Here is a 23,512-nt window from a genome sequence, read left to right as displayed (position 1 = left end):
CTGATTTGTAAAATTATTTTGCGTCAGCTAAACCATCGAGGTAGCGTTCCGCATCAAGTGCTGCCATGCAGCCTGTACCCGCAGATGTAATAGCCTGGCGATAAATGTGATCCATCACGTCGCCTGCGGCAAAGACGCCAGGGATGCTGGTCTGGGTGGCATTACCATGAATACCCGACTGTACTTTGATGTAGCCGTTTTCCAGTTCCAGCTGCCCTTCGAAAATGGCAGTATTCGGGCTGTGACCGATAGCAACAAACAGACCTGCAACGTCGAGTGACTCGATGTTATCGCTGTTTTGCGTATCGCGCAGACGAACGCCAGTGACGCCCATCTGATCGCCGGTCACCTCTTCCAGCGTACGGTTGGTGTGTAGAATGATGTTGCCGTTCTCCACTTTATCCATCAGACGCTTAATAAGGATTTTTTCCGCGCGGAAACCGTCACGGCGGTGAATCAGATGCACTTCCGAAGCGATGTTAGACAGATACAACGCCTCTTCAACCGCGGTATTGCCGCCGCCGATGACCGCAACTTTCTGGTTGCGATAGAAGAAACCGTCGCAGGTTGCACAAGCAGAAACCCCACGGCCTTTAAAGGCTTCTTCAGATGGCAGGCCGAGATAGCGTGCAGAAGCTCCGGTGGCAATAATCAGCGCGTCGCAAGTATATTCGCCGCTATCGCCAGTCAGACGGAACGGACGATTTTGCAAATCAACTTTGTTGATGTGATCAAAGATGATTTCAGTTTCAAATTTGGTGGCATGTTCGTGCATGCGCTCCATTAATAACGGACCGGTCAGATCGTTTGGATCGCCAGGCCAGTTTTCCACTTCCGTGGTGGTGGTCAGTTGGCCGCCTTTTTCCATGCCGGTAATCAGCACAGGTTGCAGGTTGGCGCGCGCCGCGTAGACAGCAGCGGTGTATCCCGCCGGGCCTGAACCCAGGATAAGCAGTTTACTGTGTTTGGTCGTGCCCATGAGATCCCCATAGTTGTTGGCAGACAATGGGCAGGATTGTAGGGAATTTACAGACGTAAAAAAAGAGTATGACGATTTTGTTAACAATTTGTGCAATCGGCAGCATCGATAAGCAGGTCAAATTCTCCCGTCATTATCACCTCTGCTACTTAAATTTCCCGCTTTATAAGCCGATTAAATGATGAATAAACGCCCCTGTTAATGAATATCTGGCATGTTGTACTAAAAATCGATGTTTTGCTTTGACAATCCCCTGGTGTTTTGCGAAAACATTCGAGGAAGAAAAAAAACAGTATTCTTATATGCGCATAACCATGCATGTAAATACCATGTTTACCGTGCTAGTGAAATCTACGTATGGCGTGGACAGACGCCATTCGTGATGTCGATAGCTGCCACAAGGCAACGGTCTTCTCACCGTAGACCCAGGCATTGCGCGCCGTGAATCTTCATGATTTCGGTCTATCGTGACGGGTAGCGACTCTGAACAGTGATGTTTCAGGGTCAGACAGGAGTAGGGAAGGAATACAGAGAGACAATAATAATGGTAGATAGCAAGAAGCGCCCTGGCAAAGATCTCGACCGTATCGATCGTAACATTCTTAATGAGTTGCAAAAGGATGGGCGTATTTCTAACGTCGAGCTTTCTAAACGTGTGGGACTTTCCCCAACGCCGTGCCTTGAGCGTGTGCGTCGGCTGGAAAGACAAGGGTTTATTCAGGGCTATACGGCGCTGCTGAACCCCCATTATCTGGATGCATCACTTCTGGTATTCGTTGAGATTACTCTGAATCGTGGCGCACCGGATGTGTTTGAACAATTCAATACCGCTGTACAAAAACTTGAAGAAATTCAGGAGTGTCATTTAGTATCCGGTGATTTCGACTACTTGTTGAAAACACGCGTGCCGGATATGTCAGCTTACCGTAAGTTGCTGGGGGAAACCCTGCTGCGTCTGCCTGGCGTCAATGACACACGGACATACGTTGTTATGGAAGAAGTCAAGCAGAGTAATCGTCTGGTTATTAAGACGCGCTAACACGGAACAGGTGCAAAATCGGCGTATTTTGATTACACTCCTGTTAATCCATACAGCAACAGTACTGGGGTAACCTGGTACTGTTGTCCGTTTTAGCATCGGGCAGGAAAAGCCTGTAACCTGGAGAGCCTTTCTTGAGCCAGGAATACACTGAAGACAAAGAAGTCACATTGACAAAGTTAAGTAGCGGCCGCCGCCTTCTGGAGGCGTTGCTGATCCTTATTGTCCTGTTTGCCGTCTGGTTGATGGCTGCCTTACTAAGCTTTAACCCTTCGGACCCCAGCTGGTCGCAAACGGCCTGGCATGAACCTATCCATAATTTAGGTGGGATGCCCGGTGCATGGCTGGCAGATACGCTGTTCTTTATTTTTGGCGTGATGGCTTACACCATTCCCGTCATTATTGTCGGCGGTTGTTGGTTTGCCTGGCGTCATCAGTCCAGCGACGAATACATTGATTATTTTGCCGTTTCGCTACGCATCATTGGCGTTTTGGCGCTCATCCTTACCTCCTGTGGTCTGGCGGCAATCAACGCTGACGATATCTGGTATTTTGCCTCCGGTGGCGTCATTGGCAGCTTACTGAGCACTACGCTACAACCACTGCTACACAGTAGCGGGGGAACTATTGCACTGCTCTGCGTTTGGGCAGCGGGCCTGACGCTGTTCACCGGTTGGTCATGGGTGACCATTGCTGAAAAACTCGGCGGCTGGATTTTAAATATTCTTACCTTCGCCAGTAATCGTACCCGTCGCGATGATACCTGGGTCGATGAAGATGAGTATGAAGACGACGAAGAGTATGAAGATGAAAATCACGGCAAACAGCATGAATCACGCCGTGCCCGTATTCTTCGCGGCGCGCTAGCGCGTCGTAAACGGTTGGCGGAAAAATTCATTAATCCGATGGGGCGGCAAACAGACGCTGCGTTGTTCTCCGGTAAGCGGATGGATGATGACGAAGAGATTACCTACACTGCACGCGGTGTGGCTGCCGACCCTGACGACGTCCTCTTTTCGGGCAATCGTGCAACGCAGCCAGAATATGACGAGTACGATCCATTATTAAACGGTGCGCCAATTACCGAACCTGTTGCTGTAGCAGCTGCTGCTACCACGGCGACACAAAGCTGGGCTGCACCGGTTGAACCTGTGACTCAGACGCCGCCAGTTGCCTCTGTTGATGTTCCACCTACGCAACCTACAGTAGCCTGGCAGCCTGTACCGGGGCCGCAAACAGGAGAACCGGTTATTGCACCTGCACCGGAAGGTTACCCACAGCAGTCACAATATGCGCAGCCTGCAGTGCAATATAATGAGCCGCTGCAACAACCTGTACAGCCACAGCAGCCGTATTATGCGCCTGCAGCGGAACAGCCTGTGCAACAACCTTACTACGCTCCTGCGCCGGAACAACCGGTGGCAGGTAACGCCTGGCAAGCCGAAGAGCAGCAATCCACTTTTGCTCCACAGTCTACATACCAGACTGAGCAAACTTATCAGCAGCCAGCCGCTCAGGAGCCGTTGTACCAACAGCCGCAACCCGTTGAACAGCAGCCTGTTGTGGAGCCTGAACCCGTTGTAGAAGAGACAAAACCCGCGCGTCCGCCGCTTTACTATTTTGAAGAAGTGGAAGAGAAGCGTGCCCGTGAACGTGAACAACTTGCGGCCTGGTATCAACCGATTCCTGAACCGGTTAAAGAACCAGAACCGATCAAATCTTCGCTGAAAGCACCTTCTGTTGCAGCAGTACCTCCAGTGGAAGCCGCTGCCGCCGTTTCTCCGCTGGCATCTGGCGTGAAAAAAGCGACACTGGCGACGGGGGCTGCCGCAACCGTTGCCGCGCCAGTCTTCAGTCTGGCAAATAGCGGTGGACCGCGTCCGCAGGTCAAAGAGGGGATTGGCCCCCAGTTGCCACGACCGAAACGCATCCGCGTGCCAACTCGTCGTGAACTGGCGTCTTACGGTATTAAGCTGCCCTCACAGCGTGCGGCAGAAGAAAAAGCCCGTGAAGCCCAGCGCAATCAGTATGATTCTGGCGATCAGTATAACGATGATGAAATCGATGCGATGCAGCAGGATGAACTGGCGCGTCAATTCGCCCAGACACAGCAGCAACGCTACGGCGAACAGTATCAACATGATGTGCCCGTGAACGCAGAAGATGCAGATGCTGCGGCAGAGGCTGAACTGGCTCGTCAGTTTGCTCAAACTCAACAACAACGTTATTCCGGCGAACAACCGGCTGGGGCGAATCCGTTCACTCTGGATGATTTTGAATTTTCGCCAATGAAAGCGTTGCTGGATGATGGTCCACACGAACCGCTGTTTACGCCAATTGTTGAACCTGTACAGCAGCCGCAACAACCGATTGCACCGCAGCAACAGTATCAGCAGCCGCAGCAACCAGTTGCGCCGCAGCCGCAGTATCAGCAGCCGCAACAGCCGGTTGCACCGCAGCAGCAATATCAGCAGCCGCAACAGCCGGTTGCACCACAGCCGCAATATCAGCAGCCGCAACAGCCAGTTGCGCCGCAGCCGCAGTATCAGCAGCCACAACAACCGGTTGCGCCGCAGCCGCAATATCAGCAACCACAACAGCCAGTTGCGCCGCAGCCGCAGTATCAGCAGCCACAACAGCCAGTTGCGCCACAGCCGCAGGATACCCTGCTTCATCCGCTGTTGATGCGTAATGGCGACAGCCGTCCGTTGCATAAACCGACGACGCCGCTGCCTTCTCTGGATTTGTTGACGCCGCCGCCGAGCGAAGTGGAGCCGGTAGATACCTTTGCGCTTGAACAAATGGCGCGTCTGGTGGAAGCGCGTCTGGCTGATTTCCGTATTAAAGCCGATGTCGTCAATTACTCTCCGGGGCCAGTTATCACTCGCTTTGAACTTAACCTGGCACCTGGCGTAAAAGCGGCGCGCATTTCTAACTTGTCACGGGACCTTGCCCGTTCACTTTCGACGGTGGCGGTGCGTGTCGTTGAAGTTATTCCTGGCAAACCCTATGTAGGTCTGGAGTTACCGAATAAAAAACGACAAACCGTTTATCTGCGCGAAGTTTTGGATAACGCCAAATTCCGCGATAATCCGTCGCCATTAACCGTGGTGCTGGGTAAAGATATCGCCGGTGAGCCGGTGGTTGCCGATCTGGCAAAAATGCCGCACTTGTTGGTTGCGGGGACTACCGGTTCCGGTAAGTCTGTCGGGGTGAACGCGATGATCCTGAGCATGCTTTATAAAGCACAGCCAGAAGATGTGCGTTTCATCATGATCGACCCGAAAATGCTGGAGCTTTCGGTTTATGAAGGCATTCCGCATCTGTTAACGGAAGTTGTTACTGATATGAAAGATGCCGCCAACGCGCTGCGCTGGTGTGTTAACGAGATGGAGCGTCGTTATAAACTGATGTCTGCGCTGGGTGTGCGTAATCTGGCGGGTTATAACGAAAAAATTGCTGAAGCCGATCGCATGATGCGTCCGATTCCAGACCCGTACTGGAAGCCGGGTGACAGTATGGATGCCCAGCATCCGGTGCTGAAAAAAGAACCGTACATTGTGGTGTTGGTGGACGAATTTGCCGACCTGATGATGACGGTAGGTAAAAAAGTGGAAGAGCTTATAGCACGTCTGGCGCAAAAAGCCCGTGCCGCGGGTATCCACCTCGTACTGGCAACTCAACGTCCATCGGTTGATGTTATTACTGGTCTGATTAAAGCGAATATTCCGACCCGTATCGCCTTTACCGTATCCAGTAAGATTGACTCACGTACCATTCTTGATCAGGCTGGCGCGGAATCACTGCTGGGTATGGGGGATATGCTTTACTCTGGGCCGAACTCCACGTTGCCGGTACGTGTTCATGGTGCTTTTGTTCGCGATCAGGAAGTTCATGCCGTGGTGCAGGACTGGAAAGCGCGTGGTCGCCCACAGTATGTTGATGGCATCACCTCCGACAGTGAAAGCGAAGGTGGCGCGGGCGGTTTCGATGGCGCTGAAGAACTGGATCCGTTGTTCGATCAGGCGGTGCAGTTTGTCACTGAAAAACGCAAAGCATCAATTTCTGGCGTACAGCGTCAGTTCCGCATTGGTTATAACCGTGCAGCGCGTATTATCGAACAGATGGAAGCGCAGGGGATTGTCAGCGAACAGGGGCACAACGGTAATCGTGAAGTGCTGGCCCCACCGCCGTTTGACTAATTAATGCATCGTATGCCGGAAAAGGCGCGGTAGCGTCGCATCCGGCACTCTATCAACTGAAAATTCAGTATTTTCTTCTTTCCTCAAGCTGATTATTAGCCTGGAATAGAGAGTAGAGGGAGCTCCCGGTCGGGAGTGACGTAATTTGAGGAATAATGATGAAAAAAATTGCTATCACCTGTGTATTACTCTCAAGCTTAGTAGCAAGCAGCGTTTGGGCTGATGCCGCAAGCGATCTGAAAAGCCGCCTGGATAAAGTCAGCAGCTTCCACGCCAGCTTCACACAAAAAGTGACTGACGGTAGCGGCGCGGCGGTGCAGGAAGGTCAGGGCGATCTGTGGGTGAAACGTCCAAACTTATTCAACTGGCATATGACTCAACCTGACGAAAGCATTCTGGTTTCTGACGGTAAAACACTGTGGTTCTATAACCCGTTCGTTGAGCAAGCTACGGCAACCTGGCTGAAAGATGCCACCGGTAATACGCCGTTTATGCTGATTGCCCGCAACCAGTCCAGCGACTGGCAGCAGTACAATATCAAACAGAATGGCGATGACTTTGTCCTGACGCCGAAAGCCAGCAATGGCAATCTGAAGCAGTTCACCATTAACGTGGGACGTGATGGCACAATCCATCAGTTTAGCGCGGTGGAGCAGGACGATCAGCGCAGCAGTTATCAACTGAAATCCCAGCAAAATGGGGCTGTGGATGCAGCGAAATTTACCTTCACCCCGCCGCAAGGCGTCACGGTAGATGATCAACGTAAGTAGAGGCACCTGAGTGAGCAATCTGTCGCTCGATTTTTCGGATAATACTTTTCAACCTCTGGCCGCGCGTATGCGGCCAGAAAATTTAGCACAGTATATCGGCCAGCAACATTTGCTGGCTGCGGGGAAGCCGTTGCCGCGCGCTATCGAAGCCGGGCATTTGCATTCTATGATCCTCTGGGGGCCACCGGGTACCGGCAAAACAACCCTCGCTGAAGTGATTGCCCGCTATGCGAACGCTGATGTGGAACGTATTTCTGCTGTCACCTCTGGCGTGAAAGAGATTCGCGAGGCGATTGAGCGCGCTCGGCAAAACCGCAATGCAGGTCGCCGCACTATTCTTTTTGTTGACGAAGTTCACCGTTTCAACAAAAGCCAGCAGGATGCATTTCTGCCACATATTGAAGACGGCACCATCACTTTTATTGGCGCAACCACTGAAAACCCGTCATTTGAGCTTAATTCGGCACTGCTTTCCCGTGCCCGTGTCTATCTGCTGAAATCCCTCAGTACAAAGGATATTGAGCAAGTACTAACTCAGGCGATGGAAGACAAGACCCGTGGCTATGGTGGTCAGGATATTGTTCTGCCAGATGAAACACGACGCGCCATTGCTGAACTGGTGAATGGCGACGCGCGCCGGGCGTTAAATACGCTGGAAATGATGGCGGATATGGCCGAAGTCGATGATAGCGGTAAGCGGGTCCTGAAACCTGAATTACTGACCGAAATCGCCGGTGAACGTAGCGCCCGCTTTGATAACAAAGGCGATCGCTTTTACGATCTCATTTCCGCACTGCATAAGTCGGTACGTGGTAGCGCACCCGATGCGGCGCTGTACTGGTATGCGCGAATTATTACTGCCGGAGGCGATCCGTTATATGTCGCGCGTCGCTGTCTGGCGATAGCGTCGGAAGATGTGGGTAATGCTGATCCACGAGCGATGCAGGTGGCAATTGCGGCCTGGGATTGCTTTACTCGCGTTGGCCCGGCGGAAGGTGAACGCGCCATTGCTCAGGCGATTGTTTACCTCGCCTGCGCGCCAAAAAGCAACGCTGTCTACACCGCGTTTAAAGCCGCGCTGGCCGATGCTCGCGAACGTCCGGATTATGACGTGCCGGTTCATTTGCGTAATGCGCCGACGAAATTAATGAAGGAAATGGGCTACGGGCAGGAATATCGTTACGCTCATGATGAAGCAAACGCTTATGCTGCCGGTGAGGTTTATTTCCCGCCGGAAATAGCACAAACACGCTATTATTTCCCGACAAACAGGGGCCTTGAAGGCAAGATTGGCGAAAAGCTCGCCTGGCTGGCTGAACAGGATCAAAATAGCCCCATAAAACGCTACCGTTAATGTTATCGTTGCGGTAATGTTGTTACTGTATCCCTGTGGTCGCAGGCTGTGGCCACATCTCCCATTTAATTCGATAAGCACAGGATAAGCATGCTCGATCCCAATCTGCTGCGTAATGAGCCAGACGCAGTCGCTGAAAAACTGGCACGCCGGGGCTTTAAGCTGGATGTAGATAAGCTGGGCGCTCTTGAAGAGCGTCGTAAAGTATTGCAGGTCAAAACGGAAAACCTGCAAGCGGAGCGTAACTCCCGATCGAAATCCATTGGCCAGGCGAAAGCGCGCGGGGAAGATATCGAGCCTTTACGTCTGGAAGTGAACAAACTGGGCGAAGAGCTGGATGCAGCAAAAGCCGAGCTGGATGCTTTACAGGCTGAAATTCGCGATATCGCGCTAACCATCCCTAACCTGCCTGCAGATGAAGTGCCGGTAGGTAAAGACGAAAATGACAACGTTGAAGTCAGCCGCTGGGGCACCCCGCGTGAGTTTGACTTTGAAGTTCGTGACCATGTGACGCTGGGTGAAATGCACTCTGGCCTCGACTTTGCAGCCGCAGTTAAGTTGACCGGTTCCCGCTTTGTGGTAATGAAAGGGCAGATTGCTCGCATGCACCGCGCACTGTCGCAGTTTATGCTGGATCTGCATACCGAACAGCATGGCTACAGTGAGAACTATGTTCCGTACCTGGTTAACCAGGACACGCTGTACGGTACGGGGCAACTGCCGAAATTTGCTGGCGATCTGTTCCATACTCGTCCGCTGGAAGAAGAAGCAGACACCAGTAACTATGCGCTGATCCCAACGGCAGAAGTTCCGCTGACCAACCTGGTGCGCGGTGAAATCATCGATGAAGATGATCTGCCAATTAAGATGACCGCCCACACCCCATGCTTCCGTTCTGAAGCCGGTTCATATGGTCGTGACACCCGTGGTCTGATCCGTATGCACCAGTTCGACAAAGTTGAAATGGTGCAGATCGTGCGCCCGGAAGACTCAATGGCGGCGCTGGAAGAGATGACTGGTCATGCAGAAAAAGTCCTGCAGTTGCTGGGCCTGCCGTACCGTAAAATCATCCTTTGCACTGGCGACATGGGCTTTGGCGCTTGCAAAACTTACGACCTGGAAGTATGGATCCCGGCACAGAACACCTACCGTGAGATCTCTTCCTGCTCCAACGTTTGGGATTTCCAGGCACGTCGTATGCAGGCACGTTGCCGCAGCAAGTCGGACAAGAAAACCCGTCTGGTTCATACCCTGAACGGTTCTGGTCTGGCTGTTGGTCGTACGCTGGTTGCAGTAATGGAAAACTATCAGCAGGCTGATGGTCGTATTGAAGTACCAGAAGTTCTGCGTCCGTATATGAACGGACTGGAATATATTGGCTAATACCCAATTTTTCTGAATCTAAAAAGCGCCTGCGGGCGCTTTTTTTGTCTCCCTTTGATACCGAACAATAATTACTCCTCACTTACACGTAATACTACTTTCGAGTGAAAATCTACCTATCTCTTTGATTTTCAAATTATTCGATGTATACAAGCCTATATAGCGACCTGCTATAGAAATAATTACACAATACGGTTTGTTACTGGAATCAATCGTGAGCAAGCTTGAGTGAGCCATTATGAAAACGAAAATCCCTGATGCGGTATTGGCTGCTGAGGTGAGTCGCCGTGGTTTGGTAAAAACGACAGCGATCGGCGGCCTGGCAATGGCCAGCAGCGCATTAACATTACCTTTTAGTCGGATTGCGCACGCTGTTGATAGTGCCCTTCCGGCAAAGTCAGACGAAAAGGTAATCTGGAGCGCCTGTACAGTTAACTGTGGTAGCCGCTGCCCGCTACGTATGCACGTTGTGGACGGTGAAATTAAATATGTTGAAACGGATAATACCGGCGATGACAACTATGACGGCCTGCACCAGGTGCGCGCCTGTCTGCGTGGGCGTTCCATGCGTCGCCGTGTCTACAATCCGGACCGCCTGAAATATCCGATGAAACGAGTCGGGGCGCGCGGTGAAGGCAAATTCGAGCGCATTAGCTGGGAAGAAGCCTACGACATCATCGCGACCAATATGCAGCGCCTGATCAAAGAGTACGGCAACGAGTCTATCTATCTGAACTATGGTACCGGTACGCTGGGCGGCACCATGACCCGCTCCTGGCCGCCGGGAAATACCCTGGTCGCTCGCCTGATGAACTGCTGCGGCGGTTATCTGAACCATTACGGTGACTACTCTTCCGCGCAAATTGCGGAAGGTTTGAACTATACCTACGGCGGCTGGGCAGATGGTAACAGCCCGTCGGATATCGAAAACAGTAAACTGGTAGTGCTGTTTGGTAATAACCCTGGCGAAACGCGAATGAGTGGCGGTGGGGTGACTTACTATCTTGAACAGGCGCGCCAGAAATCTAATGCTCGCATGATCATCATCGATCCGCGCTATACCGACACCGGTGCCGGGCGCGAAGATGAGTGGATCCCTATTCGTCCGGGAACAGATGCCGCACTGGTTAACGGTCTGGCGTATGTCATGATCACCGAAAACCTGGTGGATCAGGCATTCCTCGATAAATATTGCGTTGGCTACGACGAGAAAACACTGCCAGCCAGTGCGCCGAAAAATGGTCACTATAAAGCTTATATTCTGGGTGACGGGCCAGATGGCGTGGCTAAAACGCCGGAATGGGCCTCGCAAATCACCGGTGTTCCGGCAGACAAAATCATCAAACTGGCTCGTGAAATCGGCAGTACCAAACCGGCGTTTATCAGCCAGGGATGGGGCCCGCAGCGTCACGCTAACGGTGAAATCGCAACCCGTGCTATCTCGATGCTGGCGATTCTGACCGGTAACGTTGGTATTAACGGGGGGAACAGCGGCGCGCGTGAAGGTTCATACAGCTTACCGTTTGTCCGTATGCCGACCCTCGAAAACCCGATCCAGACCAGCATTTCGATGTTTATGTGGACCGATGCCATTGAACGTGGCCCGGAAATGACAGCGCTGCGTGATGGTGTGCGCGGGAAAGATAAGCTGGATGTGCCGATCAAAATGATCTGGAACTATGCCGGTAACTGCCTGATTAACCAGCATTCTGAAATCAACCGTACCCATGAAATCCTTCAGGATGATAAGAAGTGCGAGCTGATTGTGGTTATCGACTGCCACATGACCTCATCAGCGAAATATGCTGACATCCTGCTGCCTGACTGCACCGCTTCCGAACAGATGGACTTTGCACTGGATGCATCCTGCGGGAATATGTCTTACGTGATTTTCAACGATCAGGTGATTAAACCGCGCTTTGAATGTAAGACCATCTATGAAATGACCAGCGAACTGGCAAAACGTCTTGGCGTTGAGCAACAGTTTACTGAAGGCCGTACACAGGAAGAGTGGATGCGGCATCTGTATGCCCAGTCGCGGGAAGCGATTCCTGAACTGCCAACGTTTGAAGAGTTCCGCAAGCAGGGGATCTTTAAAAAGCGCGACCCACAAGGGCACCACGTTGCTTATAAAGCTTTCCGTGAAGATCCTCAGGCAAATCCACTGACCACGCCATCGGGTAAAATTGAGATTTATTCGCAGGCGCTGGCTGACATTGCCGCGACCTGGGAATTGCCAGAAGGCGATGTGATCGATCCACTGCCGATCTATACGCCGGGCTTTGAAAGTTATCAGGATCCGCTGAACAAACAATATCCGCTGCAGCTTACGGGTTTCCACTATAAATCTCGCGTTCACTCAACTTACGGCAACGTTGATGTGCTGAAAGCGGCTTGCCGTCAGGAAATGTGGATCAACCCGCTTGATGCGCAAAAACGAGGTATCAACAACGGCGATAAAGTCAGGATCTTTAACGATCGTGGTGAGGTTCATATTGAGGCGAAAGTGACGCCACGAATGATGCCGGGTGTGGTCGCACTGGGTGAAGGTGCCTGGTATGACCCGGATGCAAAACGTGTCGATAAGGGCGGTTGTATCAACGTACTGACCACTCAACGTCCGTCTCCTCTCGCTAAGGGGAATCCGTCACATACAAACCTTGTTCAGGTTGAAAAGGTGTAAGGAGTAACCGATGACAACCCAGTATGGATTTTTTATTGATTCCAGCCGTTGCACCGGTTGCAAAACCTGCGAGCTGGCCTGTAAAGACTATAAAGATCTGACGCCGGAAGTCAGCTTCCGCCGCATTTATGAATATGCTGGCGGTGACTGGCAGGAAGATAACGGTGTCTGGCATCAGAACGTGTTTGCCTACTATCTGTCGATTTCATGTAACCACTGCGAAGATCCGGCTTGTACTAAAGTCTGCCCGAGCGGTGCGATGCATAAACGTGAAGATGGTTTTGTTGTGGTCGATGAAGATGTGTGCATTGGCTGCCGCTACTGCCATATGGCTTGCCCGTATGGCGCACCGCAATATAACGAAACGAAAGGCCATATGACCAAATGCGATGGTTGTTATGACCGTGTTGCGGAGGGGAAAAAGCCGATCTGTGTTGAATCTTGCCCGCTGCGGGCGCTGGATTTCGGCCCTATCGACGAGCTGCGTAAAAAACATGGCGATCTGGCGGCCGTTGCGCCGTTGCCGCGAGCTCACTTTACCAAACCGAATATTGTGATCAAACCCAATGCCAACAGCCGCCCGACCGGGGATACCACTGGCTATCTGGCAAACCCGAAGGAGGTGTGAGATGGGAAGTGGATGGCATGAATGGCCGCTGATGATCTTCACGGTCTTCGGGCAATGTGTAGCGGGTGGTTTTATCGTTCTGGCTTTGGCGCTGCTCAAAGGCGACCTGCGAGCAGAAGCCCAGCAGCGTGTTATTGCCTGCATGTTTGGTTTATGGGTGCTGATGGGCATTGGCTTTATCGCCTCTATGCTTCATCTTGGTTCACCGATGCGCGCCTTTAACTCGCTCAACCGGGTAGGGGCTTCAGCACTCAGTAACGAAATCGCCAGCGGTTCGATCTTTTTTGCTGTTGGTGGCATCGGCTGGTTGCTGGCAATGCTGAAAAAGCTGTCACCGGCATTGCGTACGCTGTGGCTGATAGTGACGATGGTTCTTGGCGTCATCTTTGTCTGGATGATGGTGCGTGTGTATAACAGCATTGATACCGTTCCGACCTGGTACAGCATCTGGACGCCGATGGGCTTCTTCCTGACGATGTTTATGGGCGGCCCGTTACTGGGTTACCTGTTGTTGAGTCTGGCTGGCGTCGATGGCTGGGCGATGCGTCTGCTGCCAGTAATTTCTGTACTGGCACTGGTAGTGAGTGGCGTGATGTCAGTGATGCAGGGCGCAGAGCTGGCGACTATTCATAGTTCTGTGCAGCAGGCCGCAGCGCTGGTGCCGGACTATGGTGCGCTGATGTCCTGGCGGATCGTGCTTTTGGCTGTTGCCCTGTGCTTGTGGATTGCACCACAGCTAAAAGGTTATCAGCCTGCGGTTCCGCTACTTTCCGTATCATTCATTCTGCTTCTGGCAGGGGAATTAATCGGTCGTGGCGTATTCTATGGTTTGCATATGACCGTGGGGATGGCCGTCGCAAGCTAATCATAACAACCGGGGTTTCGGCCCCGGTTCTCTTTTATTTCTGCTTCGTTAACGTGTCATAACTGGTCATCAAATTACGATAATCAGGAATATGGTTAGAGAACAACGTCGCCAGTCCTTCAATATCATTACGCCAGTCGCGATGCAGCTCGCACGCCACGCCGAACCATGTCATCAATTGCGCACCAGCTTGCGACATGCGATCCCACGCCGAATGCCGGGTAATTTCATTAAAGGTCCCTGACGCGTCAGTCACGACAAAGACGTCAAACCCTTCTTCAATGGCTGAAAGCGCCGGGAATGCCACGCAAACTTCGGTTACCACACCGGCAATAATTAACTGTTTTTTACCTGTCGCTTTGACAGCTTTTACAAAATCTTCGTTATCCCAGGCGTTAATATTTCCCGGGCGAGCAATGTAAGGTGCATCGGGAAACTGTGCTTTCAGTTCTGGAACTAATGGGCCGTTAGGACCGGTTTCAAAACTGGTGGTAAGAATAGTAGGTAAGTTGAAATACTTAGCCAGATCACCCAGCGCCAGCACGTTATTTTTAAACTTATCGGGTTCGATATCCCGTACAAGGGAAAGTAAACCAGCCTGGTGATCAACAAGCAAAACGGCAGCATCATTTTTATCAAGACGAACATACGGTTTGGTCATCCTCTTCTCCTTTCGAGAGTCAGTGGTACGTCTGAAATCGGTCAGACGCGATGCATTGCTCTGAAAGCATAGACGGGAAATATGAGTTTGCTGTGACCATGAAATTTTTCGACTGAACGAAGCGTATGAAATTTGTGTTAGATCAATAAAAACAATCAGATGAGATTAATCGTCTCTCCAGCATTAGCGTTATGAATGAGTAATATAAATCGATAATACCTCAGCTGCGATATGCGCGTATTTTCACCCATTGACAATGTTTTTGGCGGTGGCATGATGCGCATGAAATTTGAACTTCCTCACGGTTTTAATTCATGTCCACGTATACCCGGCCTGTCATGCTTTTGCTGTCTGGCCTGCTTTTGTTGACTCTGGCGATCGCAGTGTTAAATACACTCGTGCCGCTTTGGCTCGCCCAGGAACACATGTCCACATGGCAGGTAGGCGTTGTCAGCTCATCCTATTTTACCGGCAACCTGGTCGGTACATTGCTGACAGGGTATGTCATTAAGCGCATTGGCTTTAACCGCAGCTATTATCTGGCCTCCTTCATTTTTGCCGCTGGCTGTGCCGGCCTTGGCCTGATGATTGGATTCTGGAGCTGGTTGGCTTGGCGTTTTGTCGCCGGCGTCGGCTGTGCCATGATTTGGGTGGTTGTTGAGAGCGCGCTGATGTGCAGTGGGACGTCACGTAACCGTGGGCGTTTGCTTGCTGCGTATATGATGGTTTATTACGTGGGAACGTTTTTAGGCCAGTTACTGGTCAGCAAAGTCTCAACCGAGTTGATGAGTGTATTGCCGTGGGTTACAGGTTTGACGTTGGCAGGGATCTTACCGCTGTTGTTTACGCGTGTCCTGAATCAGCAGGCTGAAAACCATGATGCGACGTCAATTACGTCAATGCTAAAACTCCGTCAGGCGCGGCTTGGCGTGAATGGCTGCATTATCTCAGGAATCGTTCTGGGATCTCTATATGGCCTGATGCCGCTGTACCTCAATCACAAAGGGGTGAGCAATGCCAGCATTGGTTTCTGGATGGCGGTACTGGTCAGTGCGGGTATCCTTGGACAATGGCCGATTGGACGTCTGGCGGATAAGTTTGGTCGACTGCTGGTGTTGCGTGTTCAGGTCTTTGTCGTCATTCTCGGCAGTATCGCGATGCTTAGCCAGGCGGCGATGGCCCCAGCGTTATTCATCCTCGGTGCCGCTGGCTTTACGCTATATCCGGTGGCGATGGCATGGGCTTGCGAGAAAGTTGAACATCATCAACTGGTGGCGATGAACCAGGCCTTACTGTTGAGCTATACTGTGGGAAGTCTGCTTGGCCCGTCATTTACTGCCATGCTAATGCAGAATTTCTCCGATAATTTATTGTTTATCATGATCGCCAGCGTATCGTTTATCTATTTGCTGATGCTGCTTCGCAACGCCGGTCATACGCCGAAACCCGTTGCTCACGTGTAAATGAATTCAAGCAGAGTGTGAACTTACTGTTTCACACTCTGCTTTTTTGTTTCTTCTATCTGACTTGCTTTATTCCAAATTTTATTCGTTTAAAAATAAAATGTGCAGCAGGTTATAATTTTGCATTTCGCTATTTCCGCACTTCTTATTTGCCGCGCATAATCCCTCGTTTTACAGATGCCCCTTTAATTTTGGCGAAGGATTTGTCTATGGCTGGGAATGTTCAGGAAAAACAGCTGCGATGGTACAACATTGCGCTGATGTCTTTTATCACTGTCTGGGGTTTTGGCAACGTTGTTAATAACTATGCCAACCAGGGGCTGGTGGTTGTTTTTTCATGGGTGTTTATCTTTGCGCTCTATTTCACACCTTATGCGCTAATTGTTGGTCAGTTAGGTTCGACCTTCAAAGATGGGAAGGGCGGGGTCAGTACCTGGATTAAACACACGATGGGACCCGGACTGGCTTATCTCGCCGCGTGGACCTACTGGGTGGTGCATATTCCCTATCTGGCACAAAAACCCCAGGCAATACTGATTGCGCTCGGTTGGGCGATGAAAGGCGACGGTTCGCTAATCAAAGAATATTCAGTCGTAGCGTTACAGGGGTTAACGCTGGTGCTGTTTATCTTCTTTATGTGGGTTGCTTCACGCGGTATGAAATCGCTGAAAATCGTCGGTTCTGTGGCAGGGATTGCGATGTTTGTTATGTCGCTCCTGTATGTGGCGATGGCGGTAACCGCGCCTGCGATTACTGAAGTGCATATTGCGACCACAAACATTACCTGGGAAACGTTCATTCCTCATATCGACTTTACCTACATCACCACTATTTCAATGCTGGTTTTCGCGGTTGGCGGAGCAGAGAAGATTTCTCCTTACGTTAATCAAACACGCAACCCAGGAAAAGAATTTCCAAAAGGGATGTTATGCCTGGCGGTGATGGTTGCGGTTTGTGCCATTCTGGGCTCGCTGGCGATGGGGATGATGTTTGATTCGCGTAATATCCCGGATGACTTAATGACTAACGGTCAGTATTACGCCTTTCAGAAACTGGGCGAGTATTACAACATGGGTAATACTTTAATGGTGATTTACGCCATTGCGAATACCCTGGGACAAGTAGCTGCGCTGGTATTCTCGATTGATGCCCCGCTTAAAGTGCTATTAGGTGATGCTGACAGCAAATATATTCCAGCCAGTCTATGTCGTACCAACGCTTCTGGTACGCCCGTTAATGGCTATTTTCTGACCCTGGTGCTGGTGGCAATTCTGATTATGCTGCCGACTCTCGGCATCGGTGATATGAACAATCTCTATAAATGGCTGTTGAATCTTAACTCGGTAGTGATGCCGCTGCGTTATTTATGGGTATTTGTTGCATTTATTGCAGTCATTCGCCTGGCGCAGAAATATAAGCCGGAATATGTCTTTATTCGTAATAAGTCTCTGGCAATGACCGTCGGGATTTGGTGTTTTGCCTTTACCGCTTTTGCCTGCCTGACGGGGATTTTCCCGAAAATGGAAGCCTTCACCGCAGAGTGGACCTTCCAGTTGGCGCTGAATGTTGCAACGCCGTTTGTGCTGGTAGGATTAGGGCTGATATTCCCGCTGCTGGCGCGTAAAGCGAATAGTAAATAATTATTGTGGTCGGTGACGCTGACTCTGGCAGATCTGACCCGTTTTTACATAATCGAGAAATGCGCGCAAGCCGCAGGACATATACTGGCGGTTTGGATAATAGATCTGGAAGCCTGGACGCTCTGTGATCCAGTCTTCCAGTACACATTCTAAACGACCGGTATCAAGGTACTCCTTGATCTGTTCATAGAGCAAATACCCGATACCAGCACCCATCAAAACGGCATCCAGTTCAGCATCAACATCATCCAGAATGATATTTCCTGCGACAGCAATTTTCAGCTCCTTTGCAAATTGCCAGTGGAAAGGTTTGCCGCTGGGATAACGAAAAACGACACATTGATGATTAAGCAGATCATGAGGATGGCGGGGTTTACCATATCTTGCAAAGTACTCTGGCGTTGCTGCTACACATAATTTCACTGGCGGGCCGATCGCCACGCTGATCATATCTTTTTCGACGATGCCACTAAGTCGAACGCCAGCGTCAAAGCCCTGCTGGACGATATCAACAAGAGAGTCGTCAGTTGTGAGCTCGACTTTAATATCAGGATATTCACGTGTGAAACCAACCAGTAAAGGCATTAAAAATATACGTGCAGCTACCCGGGCGGCATTGATTTTGAGCGTACCTGTCGGTGTCAGACGAAAATCATTCATCTCATCTAACATGATCTGAATTTCGTCGAAAGCTGGGCGCAATCGTTCATAGAGATTAGAACCCGCTTCCGTTAACGATACGCTTCGGGTTGTCCGATTGAATAAGCGAATTTTAAGACGTTGTTCCAGTGTTTTAATACTATGGCTAATGGCGGACGAGGATAAGCCTAACTCATCGCCCGCTGCACGAAAGCTTTGATTACGGGCCACGGCAAAGAAAGTGGCAAAGTCAGACATATTCATCCGCATTAGTGAAAATCCTTCATTAACTCATCCTGAATCATCACGTTTACAGGATGATGCCGCCTGCGTAAAGTGCGCTCCAGAACTTAACGTGGAGGTAAAATTATGCAGTCTGAACGTATTTATTTGGTATGGGCCCATCCTCGTCATGATTCATTGACCGCACATATTGCTGATGCGATCCATCAGCGGGCAATGGAGCGGAAAATACAGGTGACGGAACTCGATTTATATCGGCGTAATTTCAACCCGGTGATGACGCCGGAAGATGAACCAGACTGGAAGAATATGGATAAACGTTATTCTCCAGAGGTTCATCAGCTTTATTCAGAGCTGCTTGAACATGACACGTTAGTGGTGGTTTTTCCTCTCTGGTGGTACAGCTTCCCGGCAATGCTAAAAGGATATATTGACAGAGTATGGAATAATGGTCTGGCTTATGGAGAGGGGCATAAATTACCATTCAATAAAGTTCGTTGGGTGGCGTTGGTAGGGGGAGACAAAGAGTCATTTGTCCAGATGGGCTGGGGAAAAAATATAAGCGATTATTTGAAAAATATGTGCAGTTATCTTGGTATTGAAGATGCCGATGTCACTTTCTTGTGTAATACAGTGGTATTCGATGGGGAAGAACTTCACGCGAGCTATTATCAGTCGTTATTATCTCAGGTACGGGATATGGTAGATGCACTATAAGATGTATTAAAAACGCTGTAGCAGAATGAAGCGCGGAATAACAAAGCGGCAACTCAATAAAGTTGCCGCTTTACGGGGAAATTAGAACATTACCTTATGACCGTACTGCTCAAGAATGCCTTTCACGCGTTCCATGGTCTCTTTCTTCGGTGGTTTAACACCATCAAGTTTGTATTCTTCACCCATCGCCACCCATTTGTGTTTGCCCAGCTCGTGGTAGGGGAGAAGCTCGATTTTCTCAACGTTGCCCATATCACGGGTAAATTCACCGAGGCGATGCGCTGAATCGTCATCGTCAGACCAGCCTGGGACAACAACGTAGCGGATCCACACCTTCACATTTTTATTCGCCAGATATTTAGCAAACTCCAGCGTGCGGTGGTTGGAAACTCCAACCAGATTTTGGTGGATCTCGTCGTTCATCTGTTTGAGATCGAGCATTACCAGGTCGGTTACTTCCAGCAGTTCATCAATCACCGGATCGTAACGACGAACAAAACCGTTGGTGTCCAGACAGGTATGAATGCCTTCTTTTTTGCAGGCGCGGAACCAGTCGCGAACGAATTCGGCTTGCAGGATTGCTTCACCGCCGGATGCGGTAACGCCGCCGCCGGAAGCGTTCATAAAGTGGCGATAGGTCACCACTTCCTTCATCAAATCTTCAACGGTAACTTCTTTACCGCCATGCGTGTCCCAGGTGTCGCGGTTATGACAATACAGGCAGCGCATCAGGCAGCCCTGGAAAAAGGTGATAAAGCGAATACCCGGGCCGTCTACGGTTCCACAGGATTCAAAGGAGTGAATGCGACCAATAACTGACATTGCGGTGTTTCTCCAGATGTGGCCCATCTGAGGCCGTGTTGGTGCGCAGCTCGAAGGCTACGTCGAGTCTGTTTTGGCAGTCACCTTAAAGTATAGATAGCTGACAAAAAAGGCTCTCGTGCTAAAAAAGGCCCCACTTTCGTGGAGCCTTTATTGTACGCTTTTTACTGTACGATTTCAGTCAAATCTAATTACATAGATTGAGTGAAGGTACGAGTAATAACGTCCTGCTGCTGTTCTTTAGTCAGCGAGTTGAAACGTACTGCGTAGCCAGATACACGGATGGTCAGCTGCGGATATTTTTCCGGGTTTTCCATCGCGTCGAGCAGCATTTCACGGTTCATCACGTTAACGTTCAGGTGCTGACCACCTTCGATGGATGCTTCGTGGTGGAAGTAACCATCCATCAGACCAGCCAGGTTGGTCTTACGAACTTCGTCGTCTTTACCCAGTGCGTTCGGAACGATAGAGAAGGTGTAGGAGATACCATCTTTAGCGTAAGCAAACGGCAGTTTAGCAACGGAAGTCAGAGAGGCTACTGCACCTTTCTGGTCACGACCGTGCATCGGGTTAGCACCCGGTCCGAACGGCGCGCCAGCACGACGACCGTCTGGGGTGTTACCAGTTTTCTTACCATACACAACGTTAGAAGTGATGGTCAGAACAGACTGAGTCGGGATTGCGTCACGGTAGGTGTGCAGTTTCTGAATTTTCTTCATGAAACGTTCTACCAGGTCAACAGCCAGGTCATCTACACGCGGATCGTTGTTACCAAACTGCGGGTATTCGCCTTCGATTTCGAAGTCGATAGCCAGACCGTCTTCGTCACGAATCGGTTTAACTTTCGCATATTTGATTGCAGACAGGGAGTCAGCAGCAACGGACAGACCAGCGATACCACACGCCATGGTGCGGATAACGTCACGGTCGTGCAGCGCCATCAGAGAGGCTTCGTAGCTGTACTTGTCGTGCATGTAGTGGATGATGTTCAGTGCAGTGATGTACTGTTTAGCCAGCCAGTCCATGAAGTGATCCATGCGCTCCATCACTTCATCGTAGTTCAGGAGATCGCCTTTGATCGGTTCAGACTTCGGACCAACCTGCATTTTCAGTTTTTCGTCAACGCCGCCGTTGATTGCGTACAGCATGGTTTTCGCCAGGTTTGCACGCGCACCGAAGAACTGCATTTGTTTACCAACGATCATCGGGCTTACGCAGCAAGCGATAGCGTAGTCATCGTTGTTGAAGTCCGGACGCATCAGGTCATCGTTCTCATACTGCAGAGAAGAGGTGTCAATGGACACTTTAGCGGCGAATTTCTTGAAGTTCAGCGGCAGTTTTTCAGACCACAGAATGGTCATGTTCGGTTCCGGAGACGGACCCATGGTGTACAGGGTGTTCAGGAAACGGAAGCTGTTTTTGGTAACCAGGGTACGACCGTCGAGGCCCATACCACCGATAGATTCGGTTGCCCAGATCGGGTCGCCAGAGAACAGTTCATCGTATTCCGGAGTACGCAGGAAGCGAACCATACGCAGTTTCATGACCAGGTGGTCAACCATTTCCTGCGCTTCTTGTTCGGTGATCTTGCCAGCTTTCAGGTCACGTTCGATGTACACATCCAGGAAGGTGGAGGTACGACCGAAGGACATTGCAGCACCGTTCTGAGACTTAACAGCAGCCAGGTAGCCGAAGTAAGTCCACTGGATAGCTTCCTGAGCGTTGGTAGCCGGACCAGAGATGTCGTAGCCGTATTTCGCAGCCATTTCTTTCATCTGACCCAGAGCGCGGTGCTGTTCAGCGATTTCTTCGCGCAGACGGATAGTCTGTTCCAGGTTTACGCCGTTTTCCAGATCAGCCTGCAGAGAGGTGAACTGAGCGTATTTGTCTTTCATCAGGTAGTCGATACCGTACAGCGCAACGCGACGGTAGTCACCGATGATACGACCACGGCCATAAGCATCTGGCAGACCGGTCAGAACACCGGATTTACGGCAACGCAGGATGTCCGGAGTGTAAACGTCGAACACGCCCTGGTTGTGAGTTTTACGGTATTCAGTGAAGATTTTTTTGATCATCGGGTCCAGTTCGCGGTTGTACGCTTTGCAGGAACCTTCGATCATTTTGATACCACCGAACGGGATAAGAGCACGTTTCAGCGGAGCTTCAGTCTGCAGACCAACAACTTTTTCCAACGCTTTGTTGATGTAGCCAGCGTCGTGAGAGGTGATGGTGGAAGCAACAGCGGTGTCAAAGTCAACTGGCGCGTGAGTGCGGTTTTCCAGTTTAACGCCTTCCATTACTTTGTCCCACAGGGTGGTGGTCGCTTCAGTAGCGCCAGCCAGGAAGGACTCGTCACCCTCGTACGGAGTGTAGTTTTTCTGAATGAAGTCACGGACGTTTACTTCATTCTGCCAGTCACCTTTGGTAAAACCTTCCCAGGCTGTGGCTAACTTTTCATTAAGCTCGGACATGTAACACCTACCTTCTTAAGTGGATTTTTTATTTACTGCGTACTTCGACAACCATTAATGGTGATCGTTTTCACGCAGGTAAATGACCCAGTATGTCAACCCAACCAACAAACCACCGCCGATAATATTACCGATCGTAACCGGAATCAGGTTATCAGTGATGAAGTTCATCACGGTCAGGTGAGAAAAATTTTCCGGTGCAGAACCGACAGCGGTCCAGAATTCCGGAGATGCGAAGTCGCGGATTACAATACCCATCGGGATCATAAACATGTTTGCGATACTGTGCTCAAAACCGCTGGCAACAAACATCGCGACCGGCAGCACCATAATGAACGCTTTATCCATCAGGCTGCGGCCAGAATAACTCATCCATACTGCCAGACATACCATTAGGTTTGCCAGGATACCAAGGCAGACGGCCTCAATAAAAGTATGGTGCACTTTGTGGTCGGCGGTTTGTAGGACGTTTAGTCCCCATTGACCATTCGCGGTCATATACTCGCCGGAAAGCCACATTAAAAGTACAAACAGCAGTGCGCCGACCAGGTTGCCAAAATAGACATTTAGCCAGTTTTTCGCCAACTGACCCCAGGTGATGCGCCCACTCGCCTTAGCAACAACAATCAACACTGTGGAAGTAAAGAGATCGGCTCCGCAGACAACACAAAGAATCAGCCCCAGAGAGAAGCAAATGCCGCCAACCAGTTTTGCCATGCCGAAGGGCATTGTTCCTGTGCCAGTGGTTGCTGTGATATAGAAGACGAATGCGATTGAGATGAAAACACCGGCGGTAATCGCCAGATAGAAAGTCTTAAGCGGATGTTTCGTTGCTTTATAGACACCTGCCTCTTCGGCCACTTTGGCCATTGCTGCAGGAAGTAAAAGATCAAAAGGGTTGTCAGCTTTCACACTAACTCTCTCTTTATTAAGTCGGCGACGAGATACTA

At 50.5% G+C, this 23,512-nt stretch carries 17 protein-coding genes; 11 read left to right on the top strand and 6 right to left on the bottom strand.

Features of this window, described 5'->3' with window-relative positions; translation table 11 throughout:
- Positions 1 to 13: 13 nt before the first annotated feature.
- Positions 14 to 979: a thioredoxin-disulfide reductase gene (gene trxB, locus ACJHYW_RS07450; protein WP_000537432.1), complete on the bottom strand. Its 966-nt coding sequence runs from the start codon at positions 977 to 979 to the stop codon at positions 14 to 16.
- A 544-nt stretch (positions 980 to 1,523) separates the two neighbouring features.
- Here trxB and lrp point away from each other — a divergent pair.
- From lrp to dmsC, 8 genes are all read left to right on the top strand, one after another.
- The gene (gene lrp, locus ACJHYW_RS07445; RefSeq protein WP_000228473.1) at positions 1,524 to 2,018 is read left to right on the top strand and encodes a leucine-responsive transcriptional regulator Lrp; all 495 of its coding nucleotides are present in this window, start codon (positions 1,524 to 1,526) and stop codon (positions 2,016 to 2,018) included.
- Positions 2,019 to 2,152: 134 nt separating this feature from the next.
- Positions 2,153 to 6,220 carry a DNA translocase FtsK gene (gene ftsK / locus ACJHYW_RS07440; protein ID WP_061093092.1) on the top strand — a complete coding sequence of 1,356 codons (4,068 nt, stop codon included), beginning with the start codon at positions 2,153 to 2,155 and terminating at the stop codon, positions 6,218 to 6,220.
- A 158-nt stretch (positions 6,221 to 6,378) separates the two neighbouring features.
- Entirely contained in the window at positions 6,379 to 6,990 is a 612-nt protein-coding gene (gene lolA / locus ACJHYW_RS07435) for an outer membrane lipoprotein chaperone LolA (protein WP_001361928.1), read from the top strand.
- A gap of 10 nt (positions 6,991 to 7,000) precedes the next feature.
- Positions 7,001 to 8,344 carry a replication-associated recombination protein RarA gene (gene rarA / locus ACJHYW_RS07430; RefSeq protein WP_000067771.1) on the top strand — a complete coding sequence of 448 codons (1,344 nt, stop codon included), beginning with the start codon at positions 7,001 to 7,003 and terminating at the stop codon, positions 8,342 to 8,344.
- 90 nt (positions 8,345 to 8,434) lie between these two features.
- Positions 8,435 to 9,727: a serine--tRNA ligase gene (gene serS / locus ACJHYW_RS07425; protein WP_000886683.1), complete on the top strand. Its 1,293-nt coding sequence runs from the start codon at positions 8,435 to 8,437 to the stop codon at positions 9,725 to 9,727.
- A gap of 238 nt (positions 9,728 to 9,965) precedes the next feature.
- A complete protein-coding gene (dmsA, locus tag ACJHYW_RS07420; protein WP_000850332.1) occupies positions 9,966 to 12,410 on the top strand; it encodes a dimethylsulfoxide reductase subunit A in 2,445 nt (814 codons plus the stop codon).
- A 10-nt stretch (positions 12,411 to 12,420) separates the two neighbouring features.
- Positions 12,421 to 13,038 carry a dimethylsulfoxide reductase iron-sulfur subunit DmsB gene (gene dmsB / locus ACJHYW_RS07415; RefSeq protein ID WP_000213098.1) on the top strand — a complete coding sequence of 206 codons (618 nt, stop codon included), beginning with the start codon at positions 12,421 to 12,423 and terminating at the stop codon, positions 13,036 to 13,038.
- A gap of 1 nt (position 13,039) precedes the next feature.
- Positions 13,040 to 13,903 carry a dimethyl sulfoxide reductase anchor subunit DmsC gene (gene dmsC / locus ACJHYW_RS07410; RefSeq protein ID WP_112916812.1) on the top strand — a complete coding sequence of 288 codons (864 nt, stop codon included), beginning with the start codon at positions 13,040 to 13,042 and terminating at the stop codon, positions 13,901 to 13,903.
- 34 nt (positions 13,904 to 13,937) lie between these two features.
- On the opposite strand, the gene ycaC is transcribed toward dmsC, so the two are convergent.
- Positions 13,938 to 14,564, bottom strand: a complete 627-nt coding sequence (ycaC, locus tag ACJHYW_RS07405) for an isochorismate family cysteine hydrolase YcaC (RefSeq protein ID WP_000165876.1) — start codon at positions 14,562 to 14,564, stop codon at positions 13,938 to 13,940.
- Between the two features lie 314 nt (positions 14,565 to 14,878).
- Here ycaC and ACJHYW_RS07400 point away from each other — a divergent pair, with 314 nt between their 5' ends.
- Together ACJHYW_RS07400 and ACJHYW_RS07395 are read left to right on the top strand one after the other, a co-directional pair.
- Entirely contained in the window at positions 14,879 to 16,027 is a 1,149-nt protein-coding gene (locus ACJHYW_RS07400; protein ID WP_000109288.1) for an MFS transporter, read from the top strand.
- Between the two features lie 209 nt (positions 16,028 to 16,236).
- Positions 16,237 to 17,667 carry an APC family permease gene (locus tag ACJHYW_RS07395; protein ID WP_000918503.1) on the top strand — a complete coding sequence of 477 codons (1,431 nt, stop codon included), beginning with the start codon at positions 16,237 to 16,239 and terminating at the stop codon, positions 17,665 to 17,667.
- Here the strand turns inward: ACJHYW_RS07395 and ACJHYW_RS07390 are convergent, their stop codons facing one another.
- On the bottom strand, positions 17,668 to 18,576 hold the full coding sequence (locus ACJHYW_RS07390) for a LysR family transcriptional regulator (protein WP_061092632.1): 909 nt from the start codon (positions 18,574 to 18,576) through the stop codon (positions 17,668 to 17,670).
- 99 nt (positions 18,577 to 18,675) lie between these two features.
- On the opposite strand from ACJHYW_RS07390, the gene ACJHYW_RS07385 reads away from it, so the two are divergent.
- Positions 18,676 to 19,266, top strand: a complete 591-nt coding sequence (locus tag ACJHYW_RS07385; protein WP_022645458.1) for an NAD(P)H oxidoreductase — start codon at positions 18,676 to 18,678, stop codon at positions 19,264 to 19,266.
- An 81-nt stretch (positions 19,267 to 19,347) separates the two neighbouring features.
- On the opposite strand, the gene pflA is transcribed toward ACJHYW_RS07385, so the two are convergent.
- The 3 genes from pflA to focA all read right to left on the bottom strand — a co-directional run bounded on the left by pflA (position 19,348) and on the right by focA (position 23,474).
- Entirely contained in the window at positions 19,348 to 20,088 is a 741-nt protein-coding gene (pflA, locus tag ACJHYW_RS07380; RefSeq protein ID WP_000111043.1) for a pyruvate formate lyase 1-activating protein, read from the bottom strand.
- 191 nt (positions 20,089 to 20,279) lie between these two features.
- Complete coding sequence (gene pflB, locus ACJHYW_RS07375; protein ID WP_001292812.1) at positions 20,280 to 22,562, bottom strand: formate C-acetyltransferase; 2,283 nt, start codon at positions 22,560 to 22,562, stop codon at positions 20,280 to 20,282.
- Positions 22,563 to 22,616: 54 nt separating this feature from the next.
- Complete coding sequence (focA, locus tag ACJHYW_RS07370; RefSeq protein WP_000642546.1) at positions 22,617 to 23,474, bottom strand: formate transporter FocA; 858 nt, start codon at positions 23,472 to 23,474, stop codon at positions 22,617 to 22,619.
- Positions 23,475 to 23,512: the final 38 nt, after the last annotated feature.

This window comes from Escherichia sp. WS3063, from assembly GCF_046486595.1.
GTDB classification, from domain to species: Bacteria; Pseudomonadota; Gammaproteobacteria; order Enterobacterales; family Enterobacteriaceae; genus Escherichia; species Escherichia coli.
The sequence above is the reverse complement of the archived record's forward strand: the minus strand, read 5'-3'. Positions and strand labels throughout refer to the sequence as shown.